The following is a 20,767-nucleotide window of genomic DNA, read 5'->3' as shown; positions in this document are numbered from 1 at the left end:
ACGCGCCACCTCACGCGTCGCGCGGCTCCGCTCGTACGGGAGCCCCGCCAGACCCGAACCGGTCCAGCGGACCTTCACCGATCACAGCGTCGCGGGCGGCGAACAGAAGAGATGCTGTGGCCCGTTCAGCGGGTACTTCCCGCGACCGTCGGCAGCGGGTTTCGGCGCGGCGGCCTCGCTCTGGAGTACGGCGCCGAGGCAGAAGACCACCTCGCGGACCGGCTCCGGCAGCTTGACCGTGGCGACGTAGGGGCGACGACCTTCCAGTGGCAGCGGGACGGAGAACTCCTCGCTGACCTCCTCGCCGGGCGGGACGACTGTGCCCTCGATGGTGCCGACCGCGTCGGCGTTCACCCCGGGCGGGATCGCGAAGGTGCGCTTGGCCAGCTCCACCGTGCCGTCCTCCCGGGCGGTCACATAGACGTCGTAGGCGTGCGAGGCGGCGTCCCCTTCCACCCCGACATAGGCGACGATCGGCTCCGCGCCCTGGTTGCGCAGCGTGTAGCGGATCTCCAGGGCCTCCGCCCGAGGCGTAACCGTGGCGTCGAAGCTCGCCGTCGGCTTGGCGCCGCTCGGGCTCCACTCCGGCTCGAAATCCACGTAGGCGTCCGCGCCGCAGCCGGCCAGCGCGACGACGCCGAGCGCCGCCGCACCGCCGGCAAGAAGCAACTTCTTGATCAAGAGTACGACGTCCTTCTCGGCCAGCCCATCTCGTCCCGGAAAGCATTTTCGGTGTAACTGTAGGGGTGGTCGGGGTCGATCTGGCCGGGCGTGTTCGGGTCGTCGTCCTCGTCGATCGGCAGGCCGACGGCCTCCCGTTCGTCGTTCTCGACCCCGACATCGCCCGGCCCCTCGTGGGTACCCGGCGCGGACGTGTTGTTGCCGTAGTCGTAGACGTGCGCGAACTCGTGGAACAGCCCCGCGACCGGCGGACGCTCGTCCGACGACGAGAGCCGGCTCGGGTTGTAGGTGACCTCGTAATCCTCCCCCAGATGCCAGTTCGTGGTGTACGAGGCGGTGTTGGACTCGGCTTCGACGATGACGAGCGGATTCCCCTGGTACGCGATGTCGCCGAGCACCGGCCAGTCGGCGGCGATCGCGGCCGAGTCGTTTCGGATGTCGTCCAGCTCGGCGAGCATCTGCTGCCCGATCGGCGAGGCCCGCATCATGTCGAGGTCGGCGCGGACCCGCTCCTGGAACTCGTCCGACCCCCGGATCTGGATGTACTCCGCCGCGTCGCTCACCTCGACCCGCACGTCCTGGCGTACCCCGGTCACCTGGTCCTCGTCCTGCCGGTAGGCGGTGTCGGCCCCGCCGCCACCCGTGACCGTGTCGCGGCCGTGCCCGGCGTAGATCCTGTCGTCGCCGGAACCGCCGTCGAGCCGGTCGTTGTCCCGGCCGCCGGAGACGACGTCCCGACCCGCGCCGCCGTGCACGGTGTCATCGCCGGTCGCGCCTTCGAGGTAGTCCTCACCCTCGCCGCCAGCGATGTTGTCGTTGCCGGAGAGCCCGTAGACGACGTCGTTGCCGCGCCCACCGGCCAGCAGGTCGTCGCCGCCCTGGCCGTCGGCGTAGTCGCGGCCGGAGCCGGCCGAGGCGTAGTCGTTCCCGGCACCGCCGTACACCTTGTCGTCGCCGTGCAGGCCGATGATCCGCTCGTTGCCGTCCCCACCGCGCAGCGTGTCGTTGCCCTCGCCGCCGAGCAGGGTGAGGCTCAGATCGGCGCCCTTGGGCACCTCGACCACGTCATTGCCGTCCCCGGCGCGAATCGTCACCGGCGTCCCCTCGGGGTAGTGGTACTTGACGCCGTTGACCTCGACGACCACCTGTCCGGTGTCCGGGTCCCGGGTCACCTTGACGTTGTCGTCGCCGGGGCCGGTGTTCACCACGGCCCGCCCGTCGACCATCAGCACCGAGACGCCGGTCGCCTCCGGCGGCAGCGTGAACGGGTCGGTCGTACCGGCGGAGACGGTGTCCCACTGCGTCGAAATGGCGTCCCACTCCGCTGTGGAGAAGCCGCTCAGCTTTCCCTTCAGGGCGTCGTCAAGCTCCTTGCGCAGGTTGCTGGCCCGGTTGGTCGCCTCGCTGACCTGGGTGGCCTGCGCGGGCTGGTTCCACCGGAAGACGATCTGTCCCCCCGAACGCCAGCTCGGCACGGCGCCCATGATCTGCTCACGCTCGCTGTCGAGCGCGTTCTGATACCACCGCAGCAGCTCCGCCACCCCCTCCAGCGCCGAGGCGAGCCGGTCGGCCTGGCCGCCCATCGCGTCGAGGCTGCCGAACACCTTCGACTGGTGCTGACCGAACGAGTCGCGAGCCGCCCCCGCCCACTCCGAGCCCAGCAACTTCCGGCTGTCCGCGTCCAGGTCGTCGCCGACCGCGACGCTCGCCTTGCCGAAGCGCCGCCACGCCGACGCGGCACTCTCGATCCGGCCCGGGTTGGCCTGAAGGTCCCAGAGCGCGGCGTCGACCCGGATCTCCCGATCCTCCGGCGGGATGCCCATCGACGCGTCCTCTCCTAGATCGGGATGTTGGGATGTTCACGGCGATGCCGCTCGGCCGCCCGCTCGTCGGCCTGCCGGTAGGCGAAGGCGACCTGGAGCAGGCTCTCGTTGTCGACCTCCAGCACGCCGATGACGCGCTCGACGGCCGTACCGGCGCTGGCAGCCGTGGTGTTGTAGGCGTCGTTGAGCTGGCCGGCCGGGCTGACCTGGCCGAAGTCGGCCGGCGAAATCACGGCGTCGGCGCGCACCGCACGCAGCGCGGACGCGAGTTCGGTGGAACTGTCCAGATAGGACTGGGCGACCCTGGCGATTTCGACCGGATCGGCACGCACCTCTTCCCCCATGCCTGCCCACGCTACCGCTGGGCTGCCAGCAGGCAGGCTCAGAAGTTCGACTAATACCTTTGGCGAGAAGTTTTCTTGGCTCGCTGCCGCTCATGTCGAGGCGCAACTCAGCCATGACCTCGTCATTGGAGTTCATGCGGAGGCGTCCACCGCAGCTCGCCGACGCCTACACCGCGCTGGCCCAGGACGCGGTAGTGGCCGTGAACGGCGGGACCGGCAGGAGGTCCGTAGGGAGCAACTGGCTTGGGACACCGTCGAGAGAGGACGGATCCTGATCGGGGAGTCGGGTGGTACGAGCGTCGAGGTTATCCACAGGTTCCCGACTGTAGGGTGACGAGACAGTTGCGCATCGTGCTATAACCTCCGAGGCAATTTCACCTGTATCGGGGGTAACGGGATCATGGAGACAACCGAGCCGGGGTGGCGGCCGGAGTATCGCGGCGGCGACGCCAGCGTCGGCAACGTCGGCTCGGGCAGAGAACTCGGCGCCCACCTCTACTACCTCTACCGGGCCGGCCGCAACGAGCTGCCCCGGATCGCCAGGACCTACGCCGAGGTGACCGTGCTGGTGCACCAGACGGCCGGAGCGATGGAAGGGCAGTTCGACCTGCCCGGCCGAGGGATCGGCCCGGCACAGCAACGTCTGCTGGAGTTGCGCGCCGAGGTGCAGGACGTGCTGCGGCTGACCTCGCTGCGGATGTCGGAGGTCGGCGCCGCGCTGGTGACGATCGCCGACCGGTACGCCGCCACGGACGAGGCGGCGGCGGAAGAGTTCGCCCGACTCCTCGGCAACAACGCGTCGGACTACCAGCGTCCCGCCCTCGCCCCACCCGATCCCCCGGCCGCTGGGGATCCACCCCTGACGGATCCTCGCATTCCTCGCAACATCGTCGACTGACCTGGCCAGACGGGAGACGCCATGGTCGACAACTCGATCACCTTCGACTACCGGCAGATGCACCAGTATCTCAACGAGATCGGCACGTACCTGGCCGAGTTGCACTACATCGATCAGGTATTCGCGTACATGGACGATATCGAGTCCAGTTCGTTGGACGTCTTCCTTGAGGTAGCCGCCCTCGGGAGCGCCCCTGGTTCCTGGGTCAAGGTGGAGTTCACCGGGACTGTCTCGTTCAGCCGTATGTGGCGCGTGCCGCCGCCGTTCCCGCCACGCCTGATCTGGCAGGATCCGATAGAGGAAGAAATTCAGAAGGAGGTTGAGGAGTACAAGGCGAAGGCCGCAGGGTGGGCGTCGGACAACATGGACTCGATCAGGGCGATGGTCAGACCACTGGCTCATCCCACCGGATCCGTCTATCTCAACGACATCATCCAGCCGGTACGGGACGCATTGGCCCGGTTGGAGGACTTCGTGCCCCACGACTTCGGCAAGCTGCGGTACAGCCTCGGCAACTGGTCCGGTGAGGCGGCCGAGGATTTCGCCACCAACTTCTACGACCCGTTCCAGCAGACCCTGGCAAGCCACCACCGGATGCTCGCCTCACTCGTCGCCGGACTCGAGGCCGCGCACACCACCGTCGACCTCACCCAACAGAGCTTGATGAACGTGCTGCACGCCACCCGCGAGGCGCTCCTGGAACAGCTACGCCGACGGCCCGCCCAGGCGGCAGCGCAGCAGCAGGAGCAGTCCACCAAACACGCCATGATCATCGTCAGTGCGTTCGTCCCCATGGCAAAAGGCCGGGATCTCTGGGCCAACAGCCTCGACATGGCCAGCGCCGGCGCCTCCGCAATGACAAGCGGCGCAGCACAGCAGCCCATGGGCGATTATGCCCTGACCGGAGGCACCGCCGAGGAGTTGCTGCTCGCACTCAGCGGGGCTATCAAAGCTATCGATGAAAACGCGGACAAGGGCTACCGAGAGCTTGATGATCAAGTCTCGGGAGTCCTCTCCCGGATGGAAGCCGTGCGGGAGGCACCGGATGGAGAGGATGGACGACTCGTGCCTCGACAGCCCCGGCTGGTCGACGGCACCGACAGCAGTAACTTCCATCTGCCTCGGGCCCGATGAACGGAGCTGTCGACATGCAGATACACCGTCGAGACCGTTATCCGATCGCTCGATTCTGGACAGTGTGCGCCGCATCTGTGGCGCTTGTCATCGGCGGATGCGACTCCAGCCCAGAACCGACCGAAACCCCCGAGCCACGTGTGACGTACGGGCAGGCAGCCCCGGACATGTGCGAGCAGATGAAGCTGACGGAGCTTGCTGCACGTTTCAGCCTGAAACTCCGCTCCTCCTACGACCCGACAATACGGTTCGATCCTCGAGGTGGCAACGTTTCCCTGAGCTGCGAAATCAGGGCCTACGACGATAGCGCGCGATTTCGTACGGAGGTCGGAGAATTTGATCCGGCCGGCACCGTCAGCCTTCGGACGTACCCGAACCACGAGGATGCCGAGAAAGCCCACCAGGCAGAGGTGATTTCACTGCGGAAGTTCGCGGAATCGAAGCCGGAGATATCGACACAGGATGTCAGCGGCTGGTGGGACGAAGGAGTCTACTTCCAGACTGTAGCTCCGCTCGAGCCGAAGCAGTATCCGCGTGCCAAGAACCTTGACGCCGCCGGGGTAGAGGTTCTTTACGAGCTACGCCACGGCAACCTGCGCGTCACCACCCGCATCGACAACCGGGCAGCAACCCCAGAAATCGATCAAGTTCTCGCCTTTCTCCGTGACTTCGCCGAAGCGTTCACCAAGGAGGCGGTATGCCACCTCTCCCGGACCGGACCAAGCTGATCCGTCATGACACGATTCCACAACCCCTCACCGGAACGGGTGCACCCGCCGATCGCCGGCTTCCACCACCAGGCCGAGGTCAGCTCGCCGCGCTGGTTGGTGCTCTCCGACCAGTTCGGGATCCGACCTGGCGGGCATGTGCCGGACGACTCGATCGAACAACTGGTGATCGCGCTCGACAACGTCCGTTGGAACCTGTTCGCCGCCGGCCTCCAGGTCAAGGATGTCGTAAAGCTGACCATCTACCTTGTCGGCGACATCGACATGGAGCGGCTACGAGCTGAGCTCGCCCGCTGGCTCGTCCGTCACAAGCCGACCCTGAGCATTCTGTACGTCGCCGGGCTCATCGGTCCCAGCTTCCGGGTACAGGTAGACGCCCTGGCCGTCCACTGAACCGTCAGGGGCGGCACCGCCATCCCGACGGTCAACCCGCCTCGACGATCATGCCGGCGCCGACCGTACGGTTCGTCGACTCGTCGATCACGATGAAGCCACCCGTCGTCCGGTTCCGCCGGTACTCGTCGGCGAGCAGCGGCACGGTGGTCCGCAGCCGTACCCGGCCGATCTCGTTGAGCCGCAGCTCGGCGGCGGTCTCGTCCCGGTGCAGCGAGTTCACGTCGAGCCGGTACCGCAGATTGCGGATCACCGCCCGGGCGGACCGGGTGGTGTGCTTGATGGCGTACTTGCCGCCGACCCGCAGCGGTTTGGTCTCGTCCATCCAGCAGATCATCGCCTCGACGTCCTGGGCCACCGCCGGGGCGTTGGTCGGCCGGCAGATGAGGTCGCCCCGGGAGATGTCGAGCTCGTCGGTGAGCCGCACCGTCACCGACATCGGCGGGAACGCCTGCTCGACCGGGCCGTCGGCGGTCTCGATCGCCGCGATCCGGCTGGTGAACCCGGACGGCAGCACCATCACCTCGTCGCCCGGCTTGAGCACACCGGAGGCGACCTGCCCGGCATAGCCCCGGTAGTCCGTCACCGTCGTCGACTGCGGCCGGATCACGTACTGCACCGGGAAGCGTACGTCGACCAGGTTGCGGTCGCTGGCGATGTGTACGTGTTCGAGGTGGTGCAGCAGCGACGGGCCCTCGTACCACGGGGTGTTCTCGGATCGGCCGACGATGTTGTCGCCGTGCAGCGCCGAGATCGGCACCACGGTCAGATCCGGCACCTCCAGTTTCGCCGCGAACGCGGTGAACTCGTCCGCGATCCGCTCGAAGACCTCCTGTGACCAGTCGACCAGGTCCATCTTGTTGACGCAGAGCACCAGGTGCGGCACCCGGAGCAGCGAGCAGAGGAACGCGTGCCGGCGGGACTGCTCGACCAGCCCCTTTCGCGCGTCGACCAGGATCAGCGCCAGGTCCGCGGTCGACGCCCCGGTGACCATGTTCCGGGTGTACTGGATGTGCCCGGGGGTGTCGGCGATGATGAACTTCCGCCGAGGGGTGGCGAAGTACCGGTACGCCACGTCGATCGTGATGCCCTGCTCACGCTCGGCCCGCAACCCGTCGGTCAGCAACGCCAGGTTCGTGTACTCGTCGCCTCGGGCCGCGCTGACCGCCTCGACCGCTTCGAGCTGGTCGGTGAAGAGCGACTTGGTGTCGTAGAGCAGCCGGCCGATCAGGGTGGACTTGCCGTCGTCGACGCTGCCGGCGGTGGCGAACCGGAGCAGGTCCATCGCACGGGTCTCGATCGGGACCACGGTCGCCGTCATCAGAAGTACCCTTCCCGCTTGCGGTCTTCCATCGCCGCCTCGCTGACCCGGTCGTCGCCCCGGGTGGCGCCGCGTTCGGTGATCCGGGTCGCGGCCACCTCCTCGATCACCATCTCGACGGTGTCGGCCGTGGACCGGACGGCGGCGGTGCACGAGGCGTCGCCGACGGTGCGGTAGCGGACCTGCTCGACGAAGGGCGTCTCGCCGGCCCGGGGCGAGATGAACTCGTTGACGGCGTAGAGCATGCCGTCCCGCTCGACGACCTCGCGCTCGTGGGCGTAGTAGATCGACGGCAGCTCGATCTTCTCCCGGGCGATGTAGTGCCAGACGTCCAGCTCGGTCCAGTTCGACAACGGAAACACCCGGATCGACTCGCCCGGATGGTGCCGGCCGTTGTAGAGCGACCACAGCTCCGGACGCTGGTTCTTCGGATCCCACTGGCCGAAGTCGTCGCGGAAGCTGAACACCCGCTCCTTGGCCCGGGCCTTCTCCTCGTCCCGGCGGGCGCCGCCGAAGAGGGCGTCGAAGCGGTACTTCTCGATCGCCTCCAGCAGCACCGGCGTCTGGATCCGGTTGCGTACCCCGTCGGCCGGCTCGTGGACCAGCCCGGACTCCAGCGCCTCCGGCACGCTGGCCACCACCAGTTGCAGCCCCATCTCGGCGACCCGCCGGTCGCGGTAGGCCAGTACCTCGGGGAAGTTGTGCCCGGTGTCGACGTGCATCACCGGGAACGGGATCCGGGCCGGCGCGAACGCCTTCTCGGCCAGCCGGAGCATGACGATCGAGTCCTTGCCGCCGGAGAAGAGCAGCACCGGCCGCTCCAGTTCGGCGACCACCTCGCGGATGACGAAGATGCTCTCGGCTTCCAGCGCGTCGAGATGGGACACCCGGTAGGCCGCTGGCGAGGTCATAGCGTCACCTCGCCGCGCCCGCCGACGGAGTCCGGCCTCCCGGTGCTGAGCCGGCCGCTCCGCTCGCCGCGCCCGCTCATGCCGGCCCTCGTTCGTGCTGCTCGCGCATGGGATTCCAGACCCTCCCGGTCGGTTAAGTCGCCATGTCCCGGCCTAGGGTACCCGGAGGTGACGCTGCAACGCTGCGAGCAGCCGAGGAGCGAGATCCTTACGGCACACCACCAGATCCGGCAGGCGGGGATCGGCCTGGTTGTATTTCAGCGCGGATCCGTCGATACGGGAAGCGAAAAGCCCGGTGGCCGTCGCCACAGCGACCGGAGCCGCCGAGTCCCACTCGTACTGGCCGCCGGCATGGACGTACCCGTCGACCTCGCCACTGATCACGGCGGCGATCTTCGCGCCGGCCGAGCCCATCGGCACCAGCTCGGCGCCGAGTTCGGCGGCCAGGTCGGTGAGGAAGACCGGCGGCCGGCTCCGGCTCGCCGCCAGCCGGACCCGCCGGGCGGTGCCGTCCGAGCCGGTCGATCCGGTACTCCCGGTCCCCGCCGCCGGCGTCATCGGCGGGTACGACGGCGGCTGGTCGGTGCCGAGCACCCGGTGCTGGGCGGGAAGCCCGACCGCGGCGCCGACGATGCCGTGCGCGGTGCCGGCCCGCCGGGCCCAGAGCGCCACGTGCACCGCCCAGTCCGTCCGGCCCTCCTCGGAGAACTCCCGGGTACCGTCCAGGGGATCGATGATCCAGACCCGGTCGGCGCCCAGCCGGGGCGCCACCTCCGGCTCCATCCCGGCGGCCCAGGCGAGCCGGGCGCCCTCGTCCTCCTCGGACAGCACCGCGTCGGCGGGCCGCCACCGGGCCAGCTCGGTGCGGAGCAGTTCGTGCGAGACCTTGTCACCGGCCGCCTTCAACGCCCCCGGGTCGGCGAAGCCCATCTCGGCCCGGAGCTCCAGCAGGGCCTGACCGGCCCGACCGGCCAGCCAGCGGGCGAACTCCCCGTCGATCACCGGCGGCGCGGCCATCAGGGCATCTCCAGGGAGCCGGCCTCGCCGGCCGCTTGACGCGAGATCATCGTTGTCAGCCTCCTCATCCGCGGCGCAAAGACTACCGGCCGAGGCGCGGCTGCGGGGTGGACCGCCGGCCCGCCACACCGGGCACTGTCCGTCCTTCGCCGGTCAGCTGCCGTGGTACGTGTTCTGCGCCCACTCCAGGCCACGCCCGACGACCGCCTCCGCCGCGTCCGCCGCGCGGTCCACCAGGAACTCCAGTTCCTTGCGCTCCACGGCGGAAAAATCGGAGAGTACGTAGTCGGCCGGGTCCTGCCGTCCCGGCGGCCGTCCGATCCCGAACCGCACCCGCAGATAGTCCTTCGTCCCCAACGACTTGGACATCGACCGCAGCCCGTTGTGCCCGCCCTCGCCGCCACCCTGCTTCAGTCGGATCTGCCCGTACGGGATGTCCAACTCGTCGTGTACGGCGACCACCTGGTCGACCGGCACCTTGTAGAACTGGGCCAGCGCCGCCACCGGGCCACCCGAGAGGTTCATGTAGGTCAACGGCTTCGCCAGCACCAGCTTCGGCCCGCCGAACCCGAGCCGCCCCTCGGCCACCTCGGCGACCGCCCGGCGGTGCCGGCCGAACTTCGCGCCGATCCGCCCGGCGAGCAGATCGGCCACCATGAAGCCGACGTTGTGCCGGTGCCGCGCGTACTCCCGGCCGGGGTTGCCGAGCCCGACCAGCAACCACGGATGAAGCTCCTCCGCCACGCCGCTCTTTCTCCTCTGCTTCCCGATCCGCTGGCCGCCACAGTGCAAACCCGCTGGGCGTCACAGTACGAGAACAGGCGCCCCCGAACGTCCGGGGGCGCCTGTGGAGACGGTTCTCGCTCAGGCCTCCGCGGCGGCCTGCGCGGGTGCGCCCTGGTTGTCGCTCTCGGCCTCGGCGGCTTCGGCACCGGGGCCCTCGGCACCGGCTTCCTCCTCGGCCTCCTCGGTCGGCTCCTCGCCGGCCTCGGCGGCCATCTGCTCGGCCGTCGGCGCCTGGGTGACGAGGGCGAGGATCTGCTCCGGGTCGGCGACCAGCTCCACACCCTGCGGCAGCCGTACGTCCGCCGCGGTCACCTGCGCACCGACCTCGAGCCCCTCGATCGAGACCTCGAAGCTCTCCGGCAGCCGGGTCGCGTCGGCGCTCACCGACAGGGTGTTCTGCTCGTGCACGACCAGGGTGTCCCTGGCCGGCTCGCCGGTCAGGTGCACCGGCACGTCGACGGTGACCTTCTCACCCCGGCGGACCAGGATCAGGTCGATGTGCTCGAAGGTGTCCTTGATCGGGTCACGCTGGATGGCCTTCGGCAGCGCGAGCGCCTGGGTGCCGTCACTGATCTCGATCGCGAACAACTGGTTGGCGCCACCGTGCCGGATGGCGGCGGCGAACTCACGCGCTGGCAGCGCGATGTGCTTGGGCTTTTCGCCGTGGCCGTACAGCACGGCGGGCACCTTACCGGCCCGGCGGGTACGACGGGCACCACCCTTGCCGAACTCGGTGCGGGGCTCGGCGCTGATCTTTACCTCGGACACGGGAAGACTCCTGATACGGTCACTCTGCGGCGCTACGTCGGCTGGCGGTTGCGGTGCTAGGGCGAAGGGCGCGCTGGGGGCTTTGCGTGTGGCCACTGCCCGGAGCACCGCGTCGATGACGGTGCGTCCGTGCGGCGCTTGCTTCAGCGGCCCGCAGGGCACCCTCGCCGTGGCAACCGCACCAGTCTACCCGAGCCCCGATGCGGGTTCGCGGCGGTCCCCGCCCAGCCAGCCGGCATCATTCGCGATCCGCCAATTCCACCTCTGGATCACCCTGCCGGGCCGCCTCCAAGGGGACGCGCCGGACCGGCTCCGAGGGGACGCGCCGGAGCGCCTCCGACGGACGCGCCGGACCGCCCGCAGCGGGCGACGGTCAGCTCAGCCCGCCGAAGAGGGTGGTCACCGAGCCGTCGTCGAAGACCTCGCGGATCGCCCGGGCCAGCAGCGGCGCGATGGAGAGCACGGTGAGCTTGTCGAGCTGCTTCTCCGGCGGCAGCGGCAGGGTGTTGGTCACCACCACCTCGCTGATCCGGCTGTTCTTCAACCGTTCCGTCGCCGGGTCGGAGAGCAGGGCGTGGGTCGAGGCCACCAGCACGTCCGCGGCCTTCGCCTCGTGCAGGATCTCGGCCGCCTTGCAGATGGTGCCACCCGTGTCGATCATGTCGTCGACGATCAGGCAGACCCGGCCCTCGACGTCCCCGACCACCCGGTTCGCTACCACCTGGTTCGGCTTGGACGGGTCCCGGGTCTTGTGGATGAAGGCCAGCGGGCAGCCGCCGAGCCGGTCGGTCCAGCGCTCCGCCACGCGTACCCGGCCGGAGTCCGGGGCCACCACCGTCATCGGGCGGCCGGCGTACTTGCGCTGGACGTACTCGGCCAGGATGTCCATCGCGAAGAGGTGGTCGACCGGGCCGTCGAAGAAACCCTGGATCTGCGCGGTGTGCAGGTCCACCGTGAGGATCCGGTTGGCGCCGGCCGTCTTGAGCAGGTCCGCCACCAGCCGGGCCGAGATCGGCTCCCGGCCGCGGTGCTTCTTGTCCTGCCGGGAGTACGGATAGAACGGCAACACCACGGTGATCCGCTTGGCCGAGCCGCGCTTCAACGCGTCGACCATGATCAGGGTCTCCATGACCCACTTGTTCACGCCGTGCGTGACGGACTGCACCACGAAGGCGTCCGAACCACGCACCGACTCCTTGAACCGTACGAAGATCTCACCGTTGGCGAACTCGTAGGCGTCCGACGGTGTCGGCGCCACCCCGAGCACCTCACCGATCTCCGTTGCCAGCTCCGGAAATCCCCTTCCGGAGAAGAGCATCAGGCTCTTGCGATTTTCGGCGACGATGCTGCCCATCGGCTCGTCTGCTCCCGTTTGTCGGTGGGTCACCCGGCGTTGGGCCAGAGACTATTCGGTTGCAGTATCTCCCGAGGCCGGACGACCTTCACCCGCTACGGAGCCCCCGTGCAGTGGCTCACCTTCGCTTGCGCCGGGCGCCTCCCGTCCGGCACGCTCCGCCGCCGCCGCGGACTTCGTACCGGGCCGGCGGCGCAGCACCCAGCCGTCGATGTTGCGCTGCTGGGCCCGGGTGATCGCCAGCGCCCCCGGGGGTACGTCGTTGGTCACCGCGCTGCCCGCCGCCACGTACGCCCCGGCGCCCACCTCGACCGGCGCGACCAGGCTGGTGTCGCAGCCGACGAAGGCCGCCTCACCGACCACGGTGTGGCTCTTGTTGACCCCGTCGTAGTTCACGAAGAGCGTCCCGGCGCCGATGTTGGCCCGCGGCCCGATGGTGGCGTCCCCGACGTACGTCAGGTGCGGCACCTTGGCGCCCTCACCGATCTCCGACTTCTTCACCTCGACGAAGGTGCCGACCTTCGCCTTCTCCCGCAGCGTCGCCTCCGGCCGCAGGTACGCGTACGGTCCCACGCTCGCCCCCGGACCGACCGCCGCGCCGACCGCGTGCGCCCGGAGCACGGTGGCCCCGGCACCGACGGTGGTGTCGATCAGCGTGGTGTCCGGGCCGACGGCGGCCTCCGGTCCGACGGTGGTGGCCCCGCAGAGCTGGGTGTTCTGGTCCACCACGGCGTCCCGGCCGAGGGTGACCGTGACGTCGATCCAGGTCGTCGCCGGGTCGAGCAGCGTCACCCCGGTACGCATCCAGCCCTCGTTGACCCGATCCCGCAGCAGCCGGCGCAGCGCCGCCAACTCGACCCGGTCGTTGCAGCCGAGCGTCTCGGTGGCATCCGCCGCCACGTGCACCGCCACGGCTTCGCCGGTCGCGGCGAACTGGCCGAAGACGTCCGTCAGGTATTCCTCGCCCTGGTCGTTGTCGGTGGAGAGCTTGCCGAGCGCGTCCCGCAGCAGTGCGGCGTCGAAGGCGTAGATCCCGGCGTTGATCTCCCGGATCGCCCGCTGGGCATGTGTGGCGTCGCGCTCCTCCACGATCCGCTCCAGTCCGCCGTCGGCGCCCCGGACGATCCGGCCCAGGCCGGTCGGGTCGGCCACCTCGGCGGCGAGTACGGTCGCCGCCGCCCCGGCGGACTCGTGCGCGGCGACCAGCTCGGTGACGGTCTCCGGACGCAGCAGCGGCACGTCTCCGTTGAGTACCACCACGGTGCCACCGGCGTCCGGCGCGCTCTCCAGGGCGATCCGGACGGCGTGCCCGGTGCCGTTCTGCTCGGCCTGCAGCACCGGCTCGGCGTACGGGGCGACCTCGCGCAGGTGCGCGGTGACCTGGTCGGCGCCGTGGCCGACCACCACCAGCGTGCGGTCCGCCGACACCGGGGCGGCGGCCACGAGTACGTGGCCGAGCAGGCTGCGGCCGAGGATCGGATGGAGCACCTTGGGTAGCGCCGACTTCATCCGCTTGCCCTCACCGGCGGCGAGGACGACGACGGTGCGGAGGCGGGGCTGGGACACGAGAATGCTCCCGTCGTACGACTGGCAGTTTGCGGCCTCATGCTAGCCGTACTCCGTGGAGCGGTTCGGGCGTTCTCGGCCGGACAAACCGCCCAGACGGGCTGAAGTAGGAGCTCGGCCGCCAGGACTCGAACCTGAAACACAAGAACCAAAATCTTGGGTGTTGCCAATTACACCACGGCCGAAGGTGTCGCGGCCTTAGCCTAGCGCCTCACCCTCGGCCGACCCCACCCCCTTCGGCCCGCCGCCGAGAGCGGCCACCACGCCCTCGATCCGCCAGTAGAGTTCCCGGCTGCCCGGCACGTCGACGACCAGGCAGCCGTGGTAGCCCGCGCCGGTGTTGTAGCGGGTCGTCTTCGGGCGGTGGCGTTTGAGGGTGGGCCGCCGGAACCGGTCGGCGGGCAGGCACAACGCCGCCTGCCACCACCGGGCCGCCGCCTCGGCGTCCGCCGACTCGTGGATGCTCAGCCGATAGTGGGGGACGCTCCGGTCGATCCCGCAGCCCTCCAGGAACCGCAGGAAGATGTCGAGCAGCCGGACGTCGCTGTTGACCAGGGTGACCCGGTCGTCCCGACGCCACGGCTTCGACTTGGTGCCCTCGCACCAGTAGAGCGTGGCGCCGACGATCAGCAGGTCGCGGGCGTTCACCGCCCCGACCTCGTCGGCGGCCCGCTCGTGCGCGTCCGCCTCGGCGGCGTCCCGGGCGGTGCGGTGTCGCGCCCAGCGCGCCTCCGACATCCGCTGCGCGTGGGCGCGGCGCCGCGCCTCGGCCGTCGGGTCAGGGTCGAGCGGCAGGTGTTGGACCCACCGGTACGCGGTCGACTTCGCCACTCCCAGCTCGACGGCGATCTCCGGCACCGAGCGGCCCGCCCCGCGCAGCTCGACGGCCCTGGCCCGCAACTCGTCCTTGGCGTTGGGTCGTTTCGTCCACTCCGGCGCGGGAACATCCCGCAGCAACGCCGTCAACCGGTCCTTGCCGATGCCGAGCCGCTGCCGGATCTCCCCGGCGGAGAGCAGCTCGACCGTACGCAGACGACGCGCCTCGGCGGCGAGCGGATCGATCACGACCAGGAGATTAGGGCCCGTGTACGACAAGACCGGTCGATGGCTGCCAGCCGATTCCCAGTTCGCGTCCATGGCAGACTACGAGAGCGTAGGTTACGGTGACGTAGGCGTAAGTTACCGCTCTTCCCCCTACGCTCAGCGAGGTGCCATGTCCTCCGTACTACTCGAACAACCGGCCGCCACCGCCAAGAAGGGCCCCAAGCCACTCACTGACGGCGTCCAGTCCAAGGGCATCCTCTTCGCCCTCTGGTCCTTCGTCACGATCCCCTTCCTCGCCCTGCTCGCCGCCGTGCCGGTGGCCTGGGGCGGCTGGCTGAGCTGGACCGACATCGCCATCGCCGGAGTGTGGTACGTGGTGGCCGGGCTCGGCATCACCGTCGGCTTCCACCGGTACTTCACGCACGGGTCGTTCAAGGCCAAGCGCTGGCTGCGGGTGGCCCTCGCCGTCGCGGGTTCGTTCGCGGTCCAGGGGAACATCACCCAGTGGGTCGCCGACCACCGCCGGCACCACGCCTTCTCCGACCTGGAGGGTGACCCGCACTCACCGTGGCGCTTCGGCAGCAGCGTGTGGGGCCTGACCAAGGGCCTGTTCCACGCCCACGTCGGCTGGCTGTTCAAGCGGGAACTCTCCAACCGCGAGCGGTTCGCCCCGGACCTGATCGCCGACAAGGACATCAACCGGGTCGACCGGCTCTTCCCGCTGCTGGTGGCCCTCTCCCTGCTCACCCCGGCGCTGGTCGGCGGCCTGGTCACCTGGTCCTGGCAGGGCGCGCTGACCGCGTTCTTCTGGGCCGGCCTGGTCCGGGTCTCGCTGCTGCACCACATCACCTGGTCGATCAACTCGGTCTGCCACGTCTACGGCGAGCGCCCGTTCGAGGTGCGCCAGGGCGACCGGGCGACGAACTTCTGGCCGCTGGCGATCCTCTCCTTCGGGGAGAGCTGGCACAACCTGCACCACGCCGATCCGACCTGCGCCCGGCACGGCGTACTGCGGGGTCAGGTCGACATCTCGGCCCGGGTGATCTGGCTCTTCGAGAAGGTCGGCGCCGCGTACGACGTGCGGTGGCCGAAGCCCGAGCGGGTTGCCGCAAAACTACTCAAATCAACACCGTCGCAGTGACCCGTGACGCGCCCGGGCACCCGGCCACGAGCGTTCGCCTGGCAGGATGGCCAGGTGACGGAGCGCAGCGAGGGCGCCACCAGGGACGATCCGAGTCGGCGTGGCATCGCGGAACGGCAGCGGGATAGCGGGGTGAGCGACGGTCCGGGTACCGATCGCAGCCTCGGGCGCCGGCAGGTCAAGCCACCGGCGCCACCGCCGCCGCCACCCCCCAAGCCCGGTTCCCGGGTACGGATGTCCGCGGCCCAGCGCCGCGAGCAGCTCATCGCGATCGGCCGGCAGGCCTTTGCCGAGCGCGGGTTCGACGCGACCTCGATCGAGGATGTCGCCGCCCGGGCCAAGGTCTCCAAGCCGGTGGTCTACGAGCACTTCGGTGGCAAGGAGGGCCTCTACGCGGTCGTCGTGGACCGGGAGGTACGCGCCCTGCTCTACCGGGTCACCACCGCGCTGACCGCCGGGCATCCCCGCGAGTTGCTGGAGCAGGCGGCGCTGGCCCTGCTCGACTACATCGAGGAGGAGACCGACGGCTTCCGGGTGCTGGTCCGGGAGTCGCCGGTGCTCTCCGCGACCGGCAACTTCAGCAGCGTGATGAACGACGTGGCGCACCAGGTGGAGCACATCCTGGGTGCCGAGTTCAAGAGCCGGGGCTACGACCCGAAGCTCGCCGAACTCTATTCACAGTCCCTGGTCGGCATGGTGGCGCTCAGTGGCCGCTGGTGGCTCGAGGTGCGCAAGCCGCGCAAGGAGACGGTGGCGGCGCACCTGGTCAACCTGGCCTGGAACGGGCTGTCGCACCTGGAGGCCAAGCCGACCCTGCTCACCCGCCGGACCCGCTGAACCGGCCGGCCCGGCGTCGCCGTCGGGGTGGGTCTCAGCGGCCGGGGCGGGCGCTCGTACTCGTGTCCATCTCGCGTTCCTCCTCGGCGTGCTCCGCCGGGCCGACCTTGTCGTAGAGGCCGGTGGCGAGCAGGACGAGTCCGAAGAGCATCGACACGATGACCGTGGACATCGAGAAGTTCAGGATGTTCGCCTCGGTCTGCAACACGGCCATCATCGCGATCGCGACCACCAGGAAGACCACCCCGATGGCGAGGTTCATCAGGTGCCCGAAGTTGCCCCGGTGCACCGCGCCGAAGAGGACCACCAGCCCGAAGATCACCGAGACCAGCGCGAACGCCATGTTGGTACGCAGCCCCAGCACCCAGTGGCTGCCTCGGCTGAAGAAGTCCTCCCCGGCGGTCTCGAAGAGTCCGAAGACCCCGAAGATCACGATGTAGAGGCCGATCAGCCCGGCGAGTACCCGGTAGACCGGACGAGCCGGGTGGTTGATCGGGATGTGCGCCATGTCCCCTCCTGGCTGCCGGTTGGCGACTTTCCTACCGGATTGTCACCCGGGCCGGAGGGGATTGCCCGGCGAACGCCGGATCGGCACCGGCCGGACCGCTGGGACGGCCGGCCGGTGCGGCACGGCTCAGAGCACCAGGCGGGCGTCCTCGAAGGCCTTGGCCTCCTCCTCGGAGCCGACCTTGCCGTACATGCCGCACATCAGCAGGGTCAGCCCGAGGATCATCGTCACGATGGTGGTGGCGACGGTGAAGTTGAGATAGTTCGCATCGGTACGCAGCACCGCCAGTTCGGCGAGGCCGAGCGCCATCAGGGCGTACCCGAGGAACTTGTCGACCGTCGTGTCGACGTTCCGGCCGACCAGGGTGGCGAGCAGGATGACCAGGCCGAGCACGGTCGAGATCACCGAGTAGCCGAGGTTGGTCCCCTGGCCGAGTACCAGGGTGTCGTCCTGGGCGAAGAACTCGCCGCCGCCGGCCTCGACGAAGCCGAGGACACCGAAGGCCACCAGGTAGAGGCCGATCAGCCCGCCGATGGCCCGGTAGACCGGCCGCGCGGGATGGTTGACGGGGTTGTGGGCCATGATCAGCAGTCTCCAACGCCGTTGCCAGTGGGGGTCGGAGCTAGATTCTTCCGCATGCCGTCCGGGTGACGCCGCACACCCCCGCCGGTCAGCGGCGCCCTCGTCGTCGCACCGCCGCCGCTCAGCCCTCCGGCACCTGCTCGGCCAGGGCCAGCCACGCCTCCTCGGTCTGTTCCCGCTCGGCCCGCAGAGCCCGGAGCTGGCCGTCCAGCTCGGCGATCCGGGCGTAGTCGGTGGCGTGCTCGGCCATCTGGTCGTGCAGTGCCGCCTCGCGCTGCTCCAGCTTGCCGATCTGCCGCTCCAGCCGGCTCAGCTCCTTGCGGGCCGAGCGCAGCTCCCCGCCGGAGAGGGCACCCTCGGCCCGCTCGGCCCGCTCGGCCGGCACCGCGCCGTTGCTCCGCCGCTCGGGCGGCGGCCCGCCGGGCGTGACGGCGCGGGCGAGGTATTCCTCGACACCGCCGGGCAGGTGCACCAGCCGGCCGTCGCCGAACATCCCGTACACCACGTCGGTGACCCGTTCGACCAGGTAGCGGTCGTGACTGGCCACGATCAGGGTGCCGGGCCAGGAGTCGAGCAGGTCCTCCAGCGCGGCCAGGGTATCGGTGTCCAGGTCGTTGGTCGGCTCGTCGAAGAGCAGCACGTTCGGCTCGGCGGCGAGCAGCCGCAGCAGTTGCAGCCGGCGCCGCTCACCGCCGGAGAGGTCGGAGACCGGGGTCCAGAGCCGGCGGTCGTCGAAGCCGAAGATCTCGGCGAGCTGGGAGGCGTTGATCTCCCGGTCGCCGAGTACGACCCGGCGGGCCACCTCCTCGACCGCCTCCAGTACCCGCAGGTTGCCCGGCAGCTCGGCCAGCTCCTGGGAGAGGAAGGCCGGCTTGACGGTGGAGCCGGTCCGCAGCTGCCCGCCGTCCGGGCCGCGTACCCCGGCGAGCAGCCGGAGCAGCGTCGTCTTGCCGGCACCGTTCGCGCCGACGATCGCGATCCGGTCACCGGGGCCGACCTGCCAGGTCTGGTTGTCCAGGATCAGCTTCTCCCCGGCCAGCAGGGTGACGTCGGTGAGGTCGTACACCTGCTTGCCGAGCCGGGCGGTGGCGAGCCGTTGCAGCGACACGGTGTCGCGCGGCGGCGGTACGTCCGCGATCAGGGCGTTCGCCGCCTCGATCCGGAAGCGCGGCTTGGAGGTCCGGGCCGGCGGGCCGCGGCGCAGCCAGGCGATCTCCTTGCGCAGCAGGTTCTGCCGCCGTGCCTCGGTGGCCGCGGCCACCCGTTCCCGTTCGGCCCGGGCCAGCGTCCAGGCGGCGTAGCCGCCCTCGTAGGCGCGTACCGCCCGGTCGGCGACCTCCCAGGTGGCGGTGCAGACGGCGTCCAGGAACCACCGGTCGTGGGTGACCACCACCAGCGCGCCGCGCTTGCCGATCAGGTGCCGGGCCAGCCAGTCCACCCCGGCCACGTCGAGGTGGTTGGTCGGCTCGTCCAGCACCAGCAGGTCGGCGGTGCGGACCAGCAGGGCGGCCAGGGCCACCCGCCGCCGCTCGCCGCCGGACATCGGCCCGACCGGCTGGTCCAGCCCGAGGTACGGCATGCCGAGCCCGTCGAGGATCGCGCGTACGCCCGCGTCACCGGCCCACTCGTGCTCGGCGCCGAACCCCTCGTCGAGCCAGGCGGTGCCGAGCACCACGTCCCGGACCCGGGCCTCGGGGTCGAGCACGAGGGTCTGCGGCAGCCAGGCGACCCGCAGGTCGCGGCGGTGCGTCACCCGACCGCTGTCCGGCTCCTCGGTCTTGGTGAGCAGCCGCAGCAGGGTGGACTTGCCGGTGCCGTTCAGCCCGACGACGCCGATCCGGTCCGAGTCGGAAAGGCCCAGGGAGACGTCGGTGAGGAGCTGCCCCGCCGCGCCGTACCCCTTGGAGACCCGGTCCAGATTGACGATGTTGGCCATGTACTCAGACGGTAGTCGCCCCGGTCAGCTGACCCGGGCGCCGGGGACCGGACCGTACGCCGTGCGGACCTTCCGGCACAGCCCGGAGGCGGTCAGCTCGGCCGCGACCCGCTCGGCGTGACCGCCGTCGGTGGCGAGGAAGACGCAGGTCGGCCCGGAGCCGGAGACGATGCCGGCGAGTGCCCCGGCCGCCTCGCCGGCCTTCAGCGTCTCGGCCAGCGCCGGGCGCAGCGAGAGCGCGGCGGCCTGGAGGTCGTTGCCGAGTGCCCGGCCGAGCCGGGCCGGATCCCGGCCGCGCAGCGCGGCGAGCAGCGCGTCGGCGTTGCGCAGCGGAGGTGGGGCGGCGTGTTCGGCGCGCAGCCGGTCGAGCTCGCGGTAGGCGGCCGGGGTGGAGAGGCCGCTGTCGGCGATCGCCACCACCCAGTGCCAGGTGACCGGGCGGGCCAGGATCGGGCTGATCGTCTCGCCGTGGCCGGTGCCGAGGGCGGTGCCGCCGTACACCAGGAAGGGGACGTCGGAGCCGAGCCCGGCGGCGATCCCGGCCAGCTCGTCGCGGCTCAGGTCGGTACCCCAGAGCGCGTCGCAGGCGACCAGCGTGGCGGCGGCGTCGGCGCTCCCCCCGGCCAGGCCGCCGGCGAGCGGGATCTGCTTGCGCAGGTGCAGCCGGGCGTGTGCCGGCACCCCGGCGTGCGCGGCCAGCGCCCTGGCGGCCCGGATCACCAGGTTGGACTCGTCCAGGTCCAGCTCACCGGCGCCCTCGCCCTCCATGGTCAGGGTGAGGGTGTCGCCCCGGCGGGCGGTCAGCTCGTCGTGGATCGAGATCGCGTGGTAGACGGTGTTCAGCTCGTGGTAGCCGTCCGGGCGCAGCGGCCCGACCCCGAGATGGAGGTTGACCTTCGCCGGCACCCGGACCCTGACCGGGCCGGGCATCCTCCGGCGCGGCCGCTCGTCGTCCTCGTCCGGTCCCCATGCCTCGGTCATGCAGCCGTGCCCCG

Annotated in this window: 20 protein-coding genes, 1 tRNA gene and 2 pseudogenes; 6 read left to right on the top strand and 17 right to left on the bottom strand. The window is 70.1% G+C overall.

Annotated features, from left to right (window positions below; all coding sequences use genetic code 11):
• Window positions 1–81 precede the first annotated feature (81 nt).
• Genes C6361_RS12375 through C6361_RS12365 form a run of 3 tightly spaced genes read right to left on the bottom strand, consistent with a single transcriptional unit; the run spans window position 82 to window position 2,848 of the window.
• Window positions 82–681: a hypothetical protein gene (locus C6361_RS12375; protein ID WP_107267829.1), complete on the bottom strand. Its 600-nt coding sequence runs from the start codon at window positions 679–681 to the stop codon at window positions 82–84.
• The gene (locus C6361_RS12370; RefSeq protein WP_107267828.1) at window positions 678–2,504 is read right to left on the bottom strand and encodes a M91 family zinc metallopeptidase; all 1,827 of its coding nucleotides are present in this window, start codon (window positions 2,502–2,504) and stop codon (window positions 678–680) included. The genes C6361_RS12375 and C6361_RS12370 overlap by 4 nt, the downstream gene beginning before the upstream one ends.
• Before the next feature lie 14 nt (window positions 2,505–2,518).
• Window positions 2,519–2,848, bottom strand: a complete 330-nt coding sequence (locus C6361_RS12365; protein WP_107267827.1) for a hypothetical protein — start codon at window positions 2,846–2,848, stop codon at window positions 2,519–2,521.
• A 400-nt stretch (window positions 2,849–3,248) separates the two neighbouring features.
• Between C6361_RS12365 and C6361_RS12360 the strand changes: the two genes are divergently transcribed.
• The 4 genes from C6361_RS12360 (at window position 3,249) to C6361_RS12345 (ending at window position 6,001) form a co-directional block, all read left to right on the top strand.
• Window positions 3,249–3,746: a hypothetical protein gene (locus C6361_RS12360; protein WP_107267826.1), complete on the top strand. Its 498-nt coding sequence runs from the start codon at window positions 3,249–3,251 to the stop codon at window positions 3,744–3,746.
• A 21-nt stretch (window positions 3,747–3,767) separates the two neighbouring features.
• Window positions 3,768–4,880 (top strand): hypothetical protein, encoded by a 1,113-nt coding sequence (locus C6361_RS12355; protein ID WP_107267825.1) that lies wholly within the window; start codon window positions 3,768–3,770, stop codon window positions 4,878–4,880.
• A gap of 179 nt (window positions 4,881–5,059) precedes the next feature.
• Window positions 5,060–5,608: a hypothetical protein gene (locus C6361_RS12350; protein ID WP_159079302.1), complete on the top strand. Its 549-nt coding sequence runs from the start codon at window positions 5,060–5,062 to the stop codon at window positions 5,606–5,608.
• Window positions 5,609–5,614: 6 nt separating this feature from the next.
• Window positions 5,615–6,001 (top strand): RidA family protein, encoded by a 387-nt coding sequence (locus tag C6361_RS12345; protein WP_107267823.1) that lies wholly within the window; start codon window positions 5,615–5,617, stop codon window positions 5,999–6,001.
• A gap of 31 nt (window positions 6,002–6,032) precedes the next feature.
• Here the strand turns inward: C6361_RS12345 and C6361_RS12340 are convergent, their stop codons facing one another.
• From C6361_RS12340 to C6361_RS12300, 9 genes are all read right to left on the bottom strand, one after another.
• Complete coding sequence (locus C6361_RS12340) at window positions 6,033–7,322, bottom strand: sulfate adenylyltransferase subunit 1 (RefSeq protein WP_107257745.1); 1,290 nt, start codon at window positions 7,320–7,322, stop codon at window positions 6,033–6,035.
• A complete protein-coding gene (cysD, locus tag C6361_RS12335; RefSeq protein ID WP_107267822.1) occupies window positions 7,322–8,233 on the bottom strand; it encodes a sulfate adenylyltransferase subunit CysD in 912 nt (303 codons plus the stop codon). The genes C6361_RS12340 and cysD overlap by 1 nt, the downstream gene beginning before the upstream one ends.
• A 153-nt stretch (window positions 8,234–8,386) precedes the next feature.
• Entirely contained in the window at window positions 8,387–9,250 is an 864-nt protein-coding gene (locus tag C6361_RS12330; RefSeq protein WP_107267821.1) for an inositol monophosphatase family protein, read from the bottom strand.
• 153 nt (window positions 9,251–9,403) lie between these two features.
• Entirely contained in the window at window positions 9,404–9,994 is a 591-nt protein-coding gene (pth, locus tag C6361_RS12325; RefSeq protein WP_107267820.1) for an aminoacyl-tRNA hydrolase, read from the bottom strand.
• A 120-nt stretch (window positions 9,995–10,114) separates the two neighbouring features.
• Window positions 10,115–10,804 carry a 50S ribosomal protein L25/general stress protein Ctc gene (locus tag C6361_RS12320; RefSeq protein ID WP_107267819.1) on the bottom strand — a complete coding sequence of 230 codons (690 nt, stop codon included), beginning with the start codon at window positions 10,802–10,804 and terminating at the stop codon, window positions 10,115–10,117.
• 373 nt (window positions 10,805–11,177) lie between these two features.
• Window positions 11,178–12,158, bottom strand: coding sequence for a ribose-phosphate diphosphokinase (locus C6361_RS12315; RefSeq protein WP_107257740.1), 981 nt, complete (start codon window positions 12,156–12,158; stop codon window positions 11,178–11,180).
• A 51-nt stretch (window positions 12,159–12,209) separates the two neighbouring features.
• A complete protein-coding gene (gene glmU, locus C6361_RS12310) occupies window positions 12,210–13,724 on the bottom strand; it encodes a bifunctional UDP-N-acetylglucosamine diphosphorylase/glucosamine-1-phosphate N-acetyltransferase GlmU (protein ID WP_107267818.1) in 1,515 nt (504 codons plus the stop codon).
• 113 nt (window positions 13,725–13,837) lie between these two features.
• A tRNA-Gln gene (locus C6361_RS12305) sits at window positions 13,838–13,909 on the bottom strand.
• 13 nt (window positions 13,910–13,922) lie between these two features.
• A complete protein-coding gene (locus C6361_RS12300) occupies window positions 13,923–14,789 on the bottom strand; it encodes a helix-turn-helix domain-containing protein (RefSeq protein ID WP_107267817.1) in 867 nt (288 codons plus the stop codon).
• Between the two features lie 148 nt (window positions 14,790–14,937).
• Between C6361_RS12300 and C6361_RS12295 the strand changes: the two genes are divergently transcribed.
• Together C6361_RS12295 and C6361_RS12290 are read left to right on the top strand one after the other, a co-directional pair.
• Window positions 14,938–15,909, top strand: a complete 972-nt coding sequence (locus tag C6361_RS12295; protein WP_107257737.1) for an acyl-CoA desaturase — start codon at window positions 14,938–14,940, stop codon at window positions 15,907–15,909.
• Between the two features lie 132 nt (window positions 15,910–16,041).
• Complete coding sequence (locus C6361_RS12290) at window positions 16,042–16,746, top strand: TetR/AcrR family transcriptional regulator (protein ID WP_159079661.1); 705 nt, start codon at window positions 16,042–16,044, stop codon at window positions 16,744–16,746.
• Between the two features lie 34 nt (window positions 16,747–16,780).
• On the opposite strand, the gene C6361_RS12285 is transcribed toward C6361_RS12290, so the two are convergent.
• The 5 genes and pseudogenes from C6361_RS12285 to C6361_RS12270 form a co-directional block, all read right to left on the bottom strand.
• On the bottom strand, window positions 16,781–17,254 hold the full coding sequence (locus C6361_RS12285) for a DUF4383 domain-containing protein (RefSeq protein ID WP_107257735.1): 474 nt from the start codon (window positions 17,252–17,254) through the stop codon (window positions 16,781–16,783).
• A gap of 126 nt (window positions 17,255–17,380) precedes the next feature.
• Window positions 17,381–17,836, bottom strand: coding sequence for a DUF4383 domain-containing protein (locus C6361_RS12280; RefSeq protein WP_107267815.1), 456 nt, complete (start codon window positions 17,834–17,836; stop codon window positions 17,381–17,383).
• 121 nt (window positions 17,837–17,957) lie between these two features.
• Window positions 17,958–18,167: pseudogene (locus C6361_RS39190) on the bottom strand (ABC transporter C-terminal domain-containing protein); the annotation flags it as partial.
• Window positions 18,168–18,262: 95 nt separating this feature from the next.
• A pseudogene (locus tag C6361_RS12275) lies at window positions 18,263–19,772 on the bottom strand (ABC-F family ATP-binding cassette domain-containing protein); the annotation flags it as partial.
• A gap of 24 nt (window positions 19,773–19,796) precedes the next feature.
• Entirely contained in the window at window positions 19,797–20,753 is a 957-nt protein-coding gene (locus tag C6361_RS12270) for a 4-(cytidine 5'-diphospho)-2-C-methyl-D-erythritol kinase (protein WP_107263791.1), read from the bottom strand.
• Between the last annotated feature and the right edge of the window lie 14 nt (window positions 20,754–20,767).

This window comes from Plantactinospora sp. BC1, assembly GCF_003030345.1.
GTDB lineage: Bacteria > Actinomycetota > Actinomycetes > Mycobacteriales > Micromonosporaceae > Plantactinospora.
Note: the sequence above shows the minus strand (reverse complement) of the source record. Positions and strands in the feature narration are given on the sequence as shown.

What these genes read in the sequence shown, in the direction of transcription:
- C6361_RS12315 (WP_107257740.1), bottom strand. Translation starts at nt 12,158, where the DNA reads ATGGGCAGCATCGTCGCCGAAAATCGCAAGAGCCTGATGCTCTTCTCC.
- C6361_RS12355 (WP_107267825.1), top strand. Translation starts at nt 3,768, where the DNA reads ATGGTCGACAACTCGATCACCTTCGACTACCGGCAGATGCACCAGTAT.
- C6361_RS12270 (WP_107263791.1), bottom strand. Translation starts at nt 20,753, where the DNA reads ATGACCGAGGCATGGGGACCGGACGAGGACGACGAGCGGCCGCGCCGG.
- C6361_RS12280 (WP_107267815.1), bottom strand. Translation starts at nt 17,836, where the DNA reads ATGGCCCACAACCCCGTCAACCATCCCGCGCGGCCGGTCTACCGGGCC.
- C6361_RS12285 (WP_107257735.1), bottom strand. Translation starts at nt 17,254, where the DNA reads ATGGCGCACATCCCGATCAACCACCCGGCTCGTCCGGTCTACCGGGTA.
- C6361_RS12340 (WP_107257745.1), bottom strand. Translation starts at nt 7,322, where the DNA reads ATGACGGCGACCGTGGTCCCGATCGAGACCCGTGCGATGGACCTGCTC.
- C6361_RS12360 (WP_107267826.1), top strand. Translation starts at nt 3,249, where the DNA reads ATGGAGACAACCGAGCCGGGGTGGCGGCCGGAGTATCGCGGCGGCGAC.
- C6361_RS12350 (WP_159079302.1), top strand. Translation starts at nt 5,060, where the DNA reads ATGAAGCTGACGGAGCTTGCTGCACGTTTCAGCCTGAAACTCCGCTCC.
- C6361_RS12365 (WP_107267827.1), bottom strand. Translation starts at nt 2,848, where the DNA reads ATGGGGGAAGAGGTGCGTGCCGATCCGGTCGAAATCGCCAGGGTCGCC.
- C6361_RS12330 (WP_107267821.1), bottom strand. Translation starts at nt 9,250, where the DNA reads ATGGCCGCGCCGCCGGTGATCGACGGGGAGTTCGCCCGCTGGCTGGCC.
- cysD (WP_107267822.1), bottom strand. Translation starts at nt 8,233, where the DNA reads ATGACCTCGCCAGCGGCCTACCGGGTGTCCCATCTCGACGCGCTGGAA.
- C6361_RS12370 (WP_107267828.1), bottom strand. Translation starts at nt 2,504, where the DNA reads ATGGGCATCCCGCCGGAGGATCGGGAGATCCGGGTCGACGCCGCGCTC.
- C6361_RS12295 (WP_107257737.1), top strand. Translation starts at nt 14,938, where the DNA reads ATGTCCTCCGTACTACTCGAACAACCGGCCGCCACCGCCAAGAAGGGC.
- C6361_RS12345 (WP_107267823.1), top strand. Translation starts at nt 5,615, where the DNA reads ATGACACGATTCCACAACCCCTCACCGGAACGGGTGCACCCGCCGATC.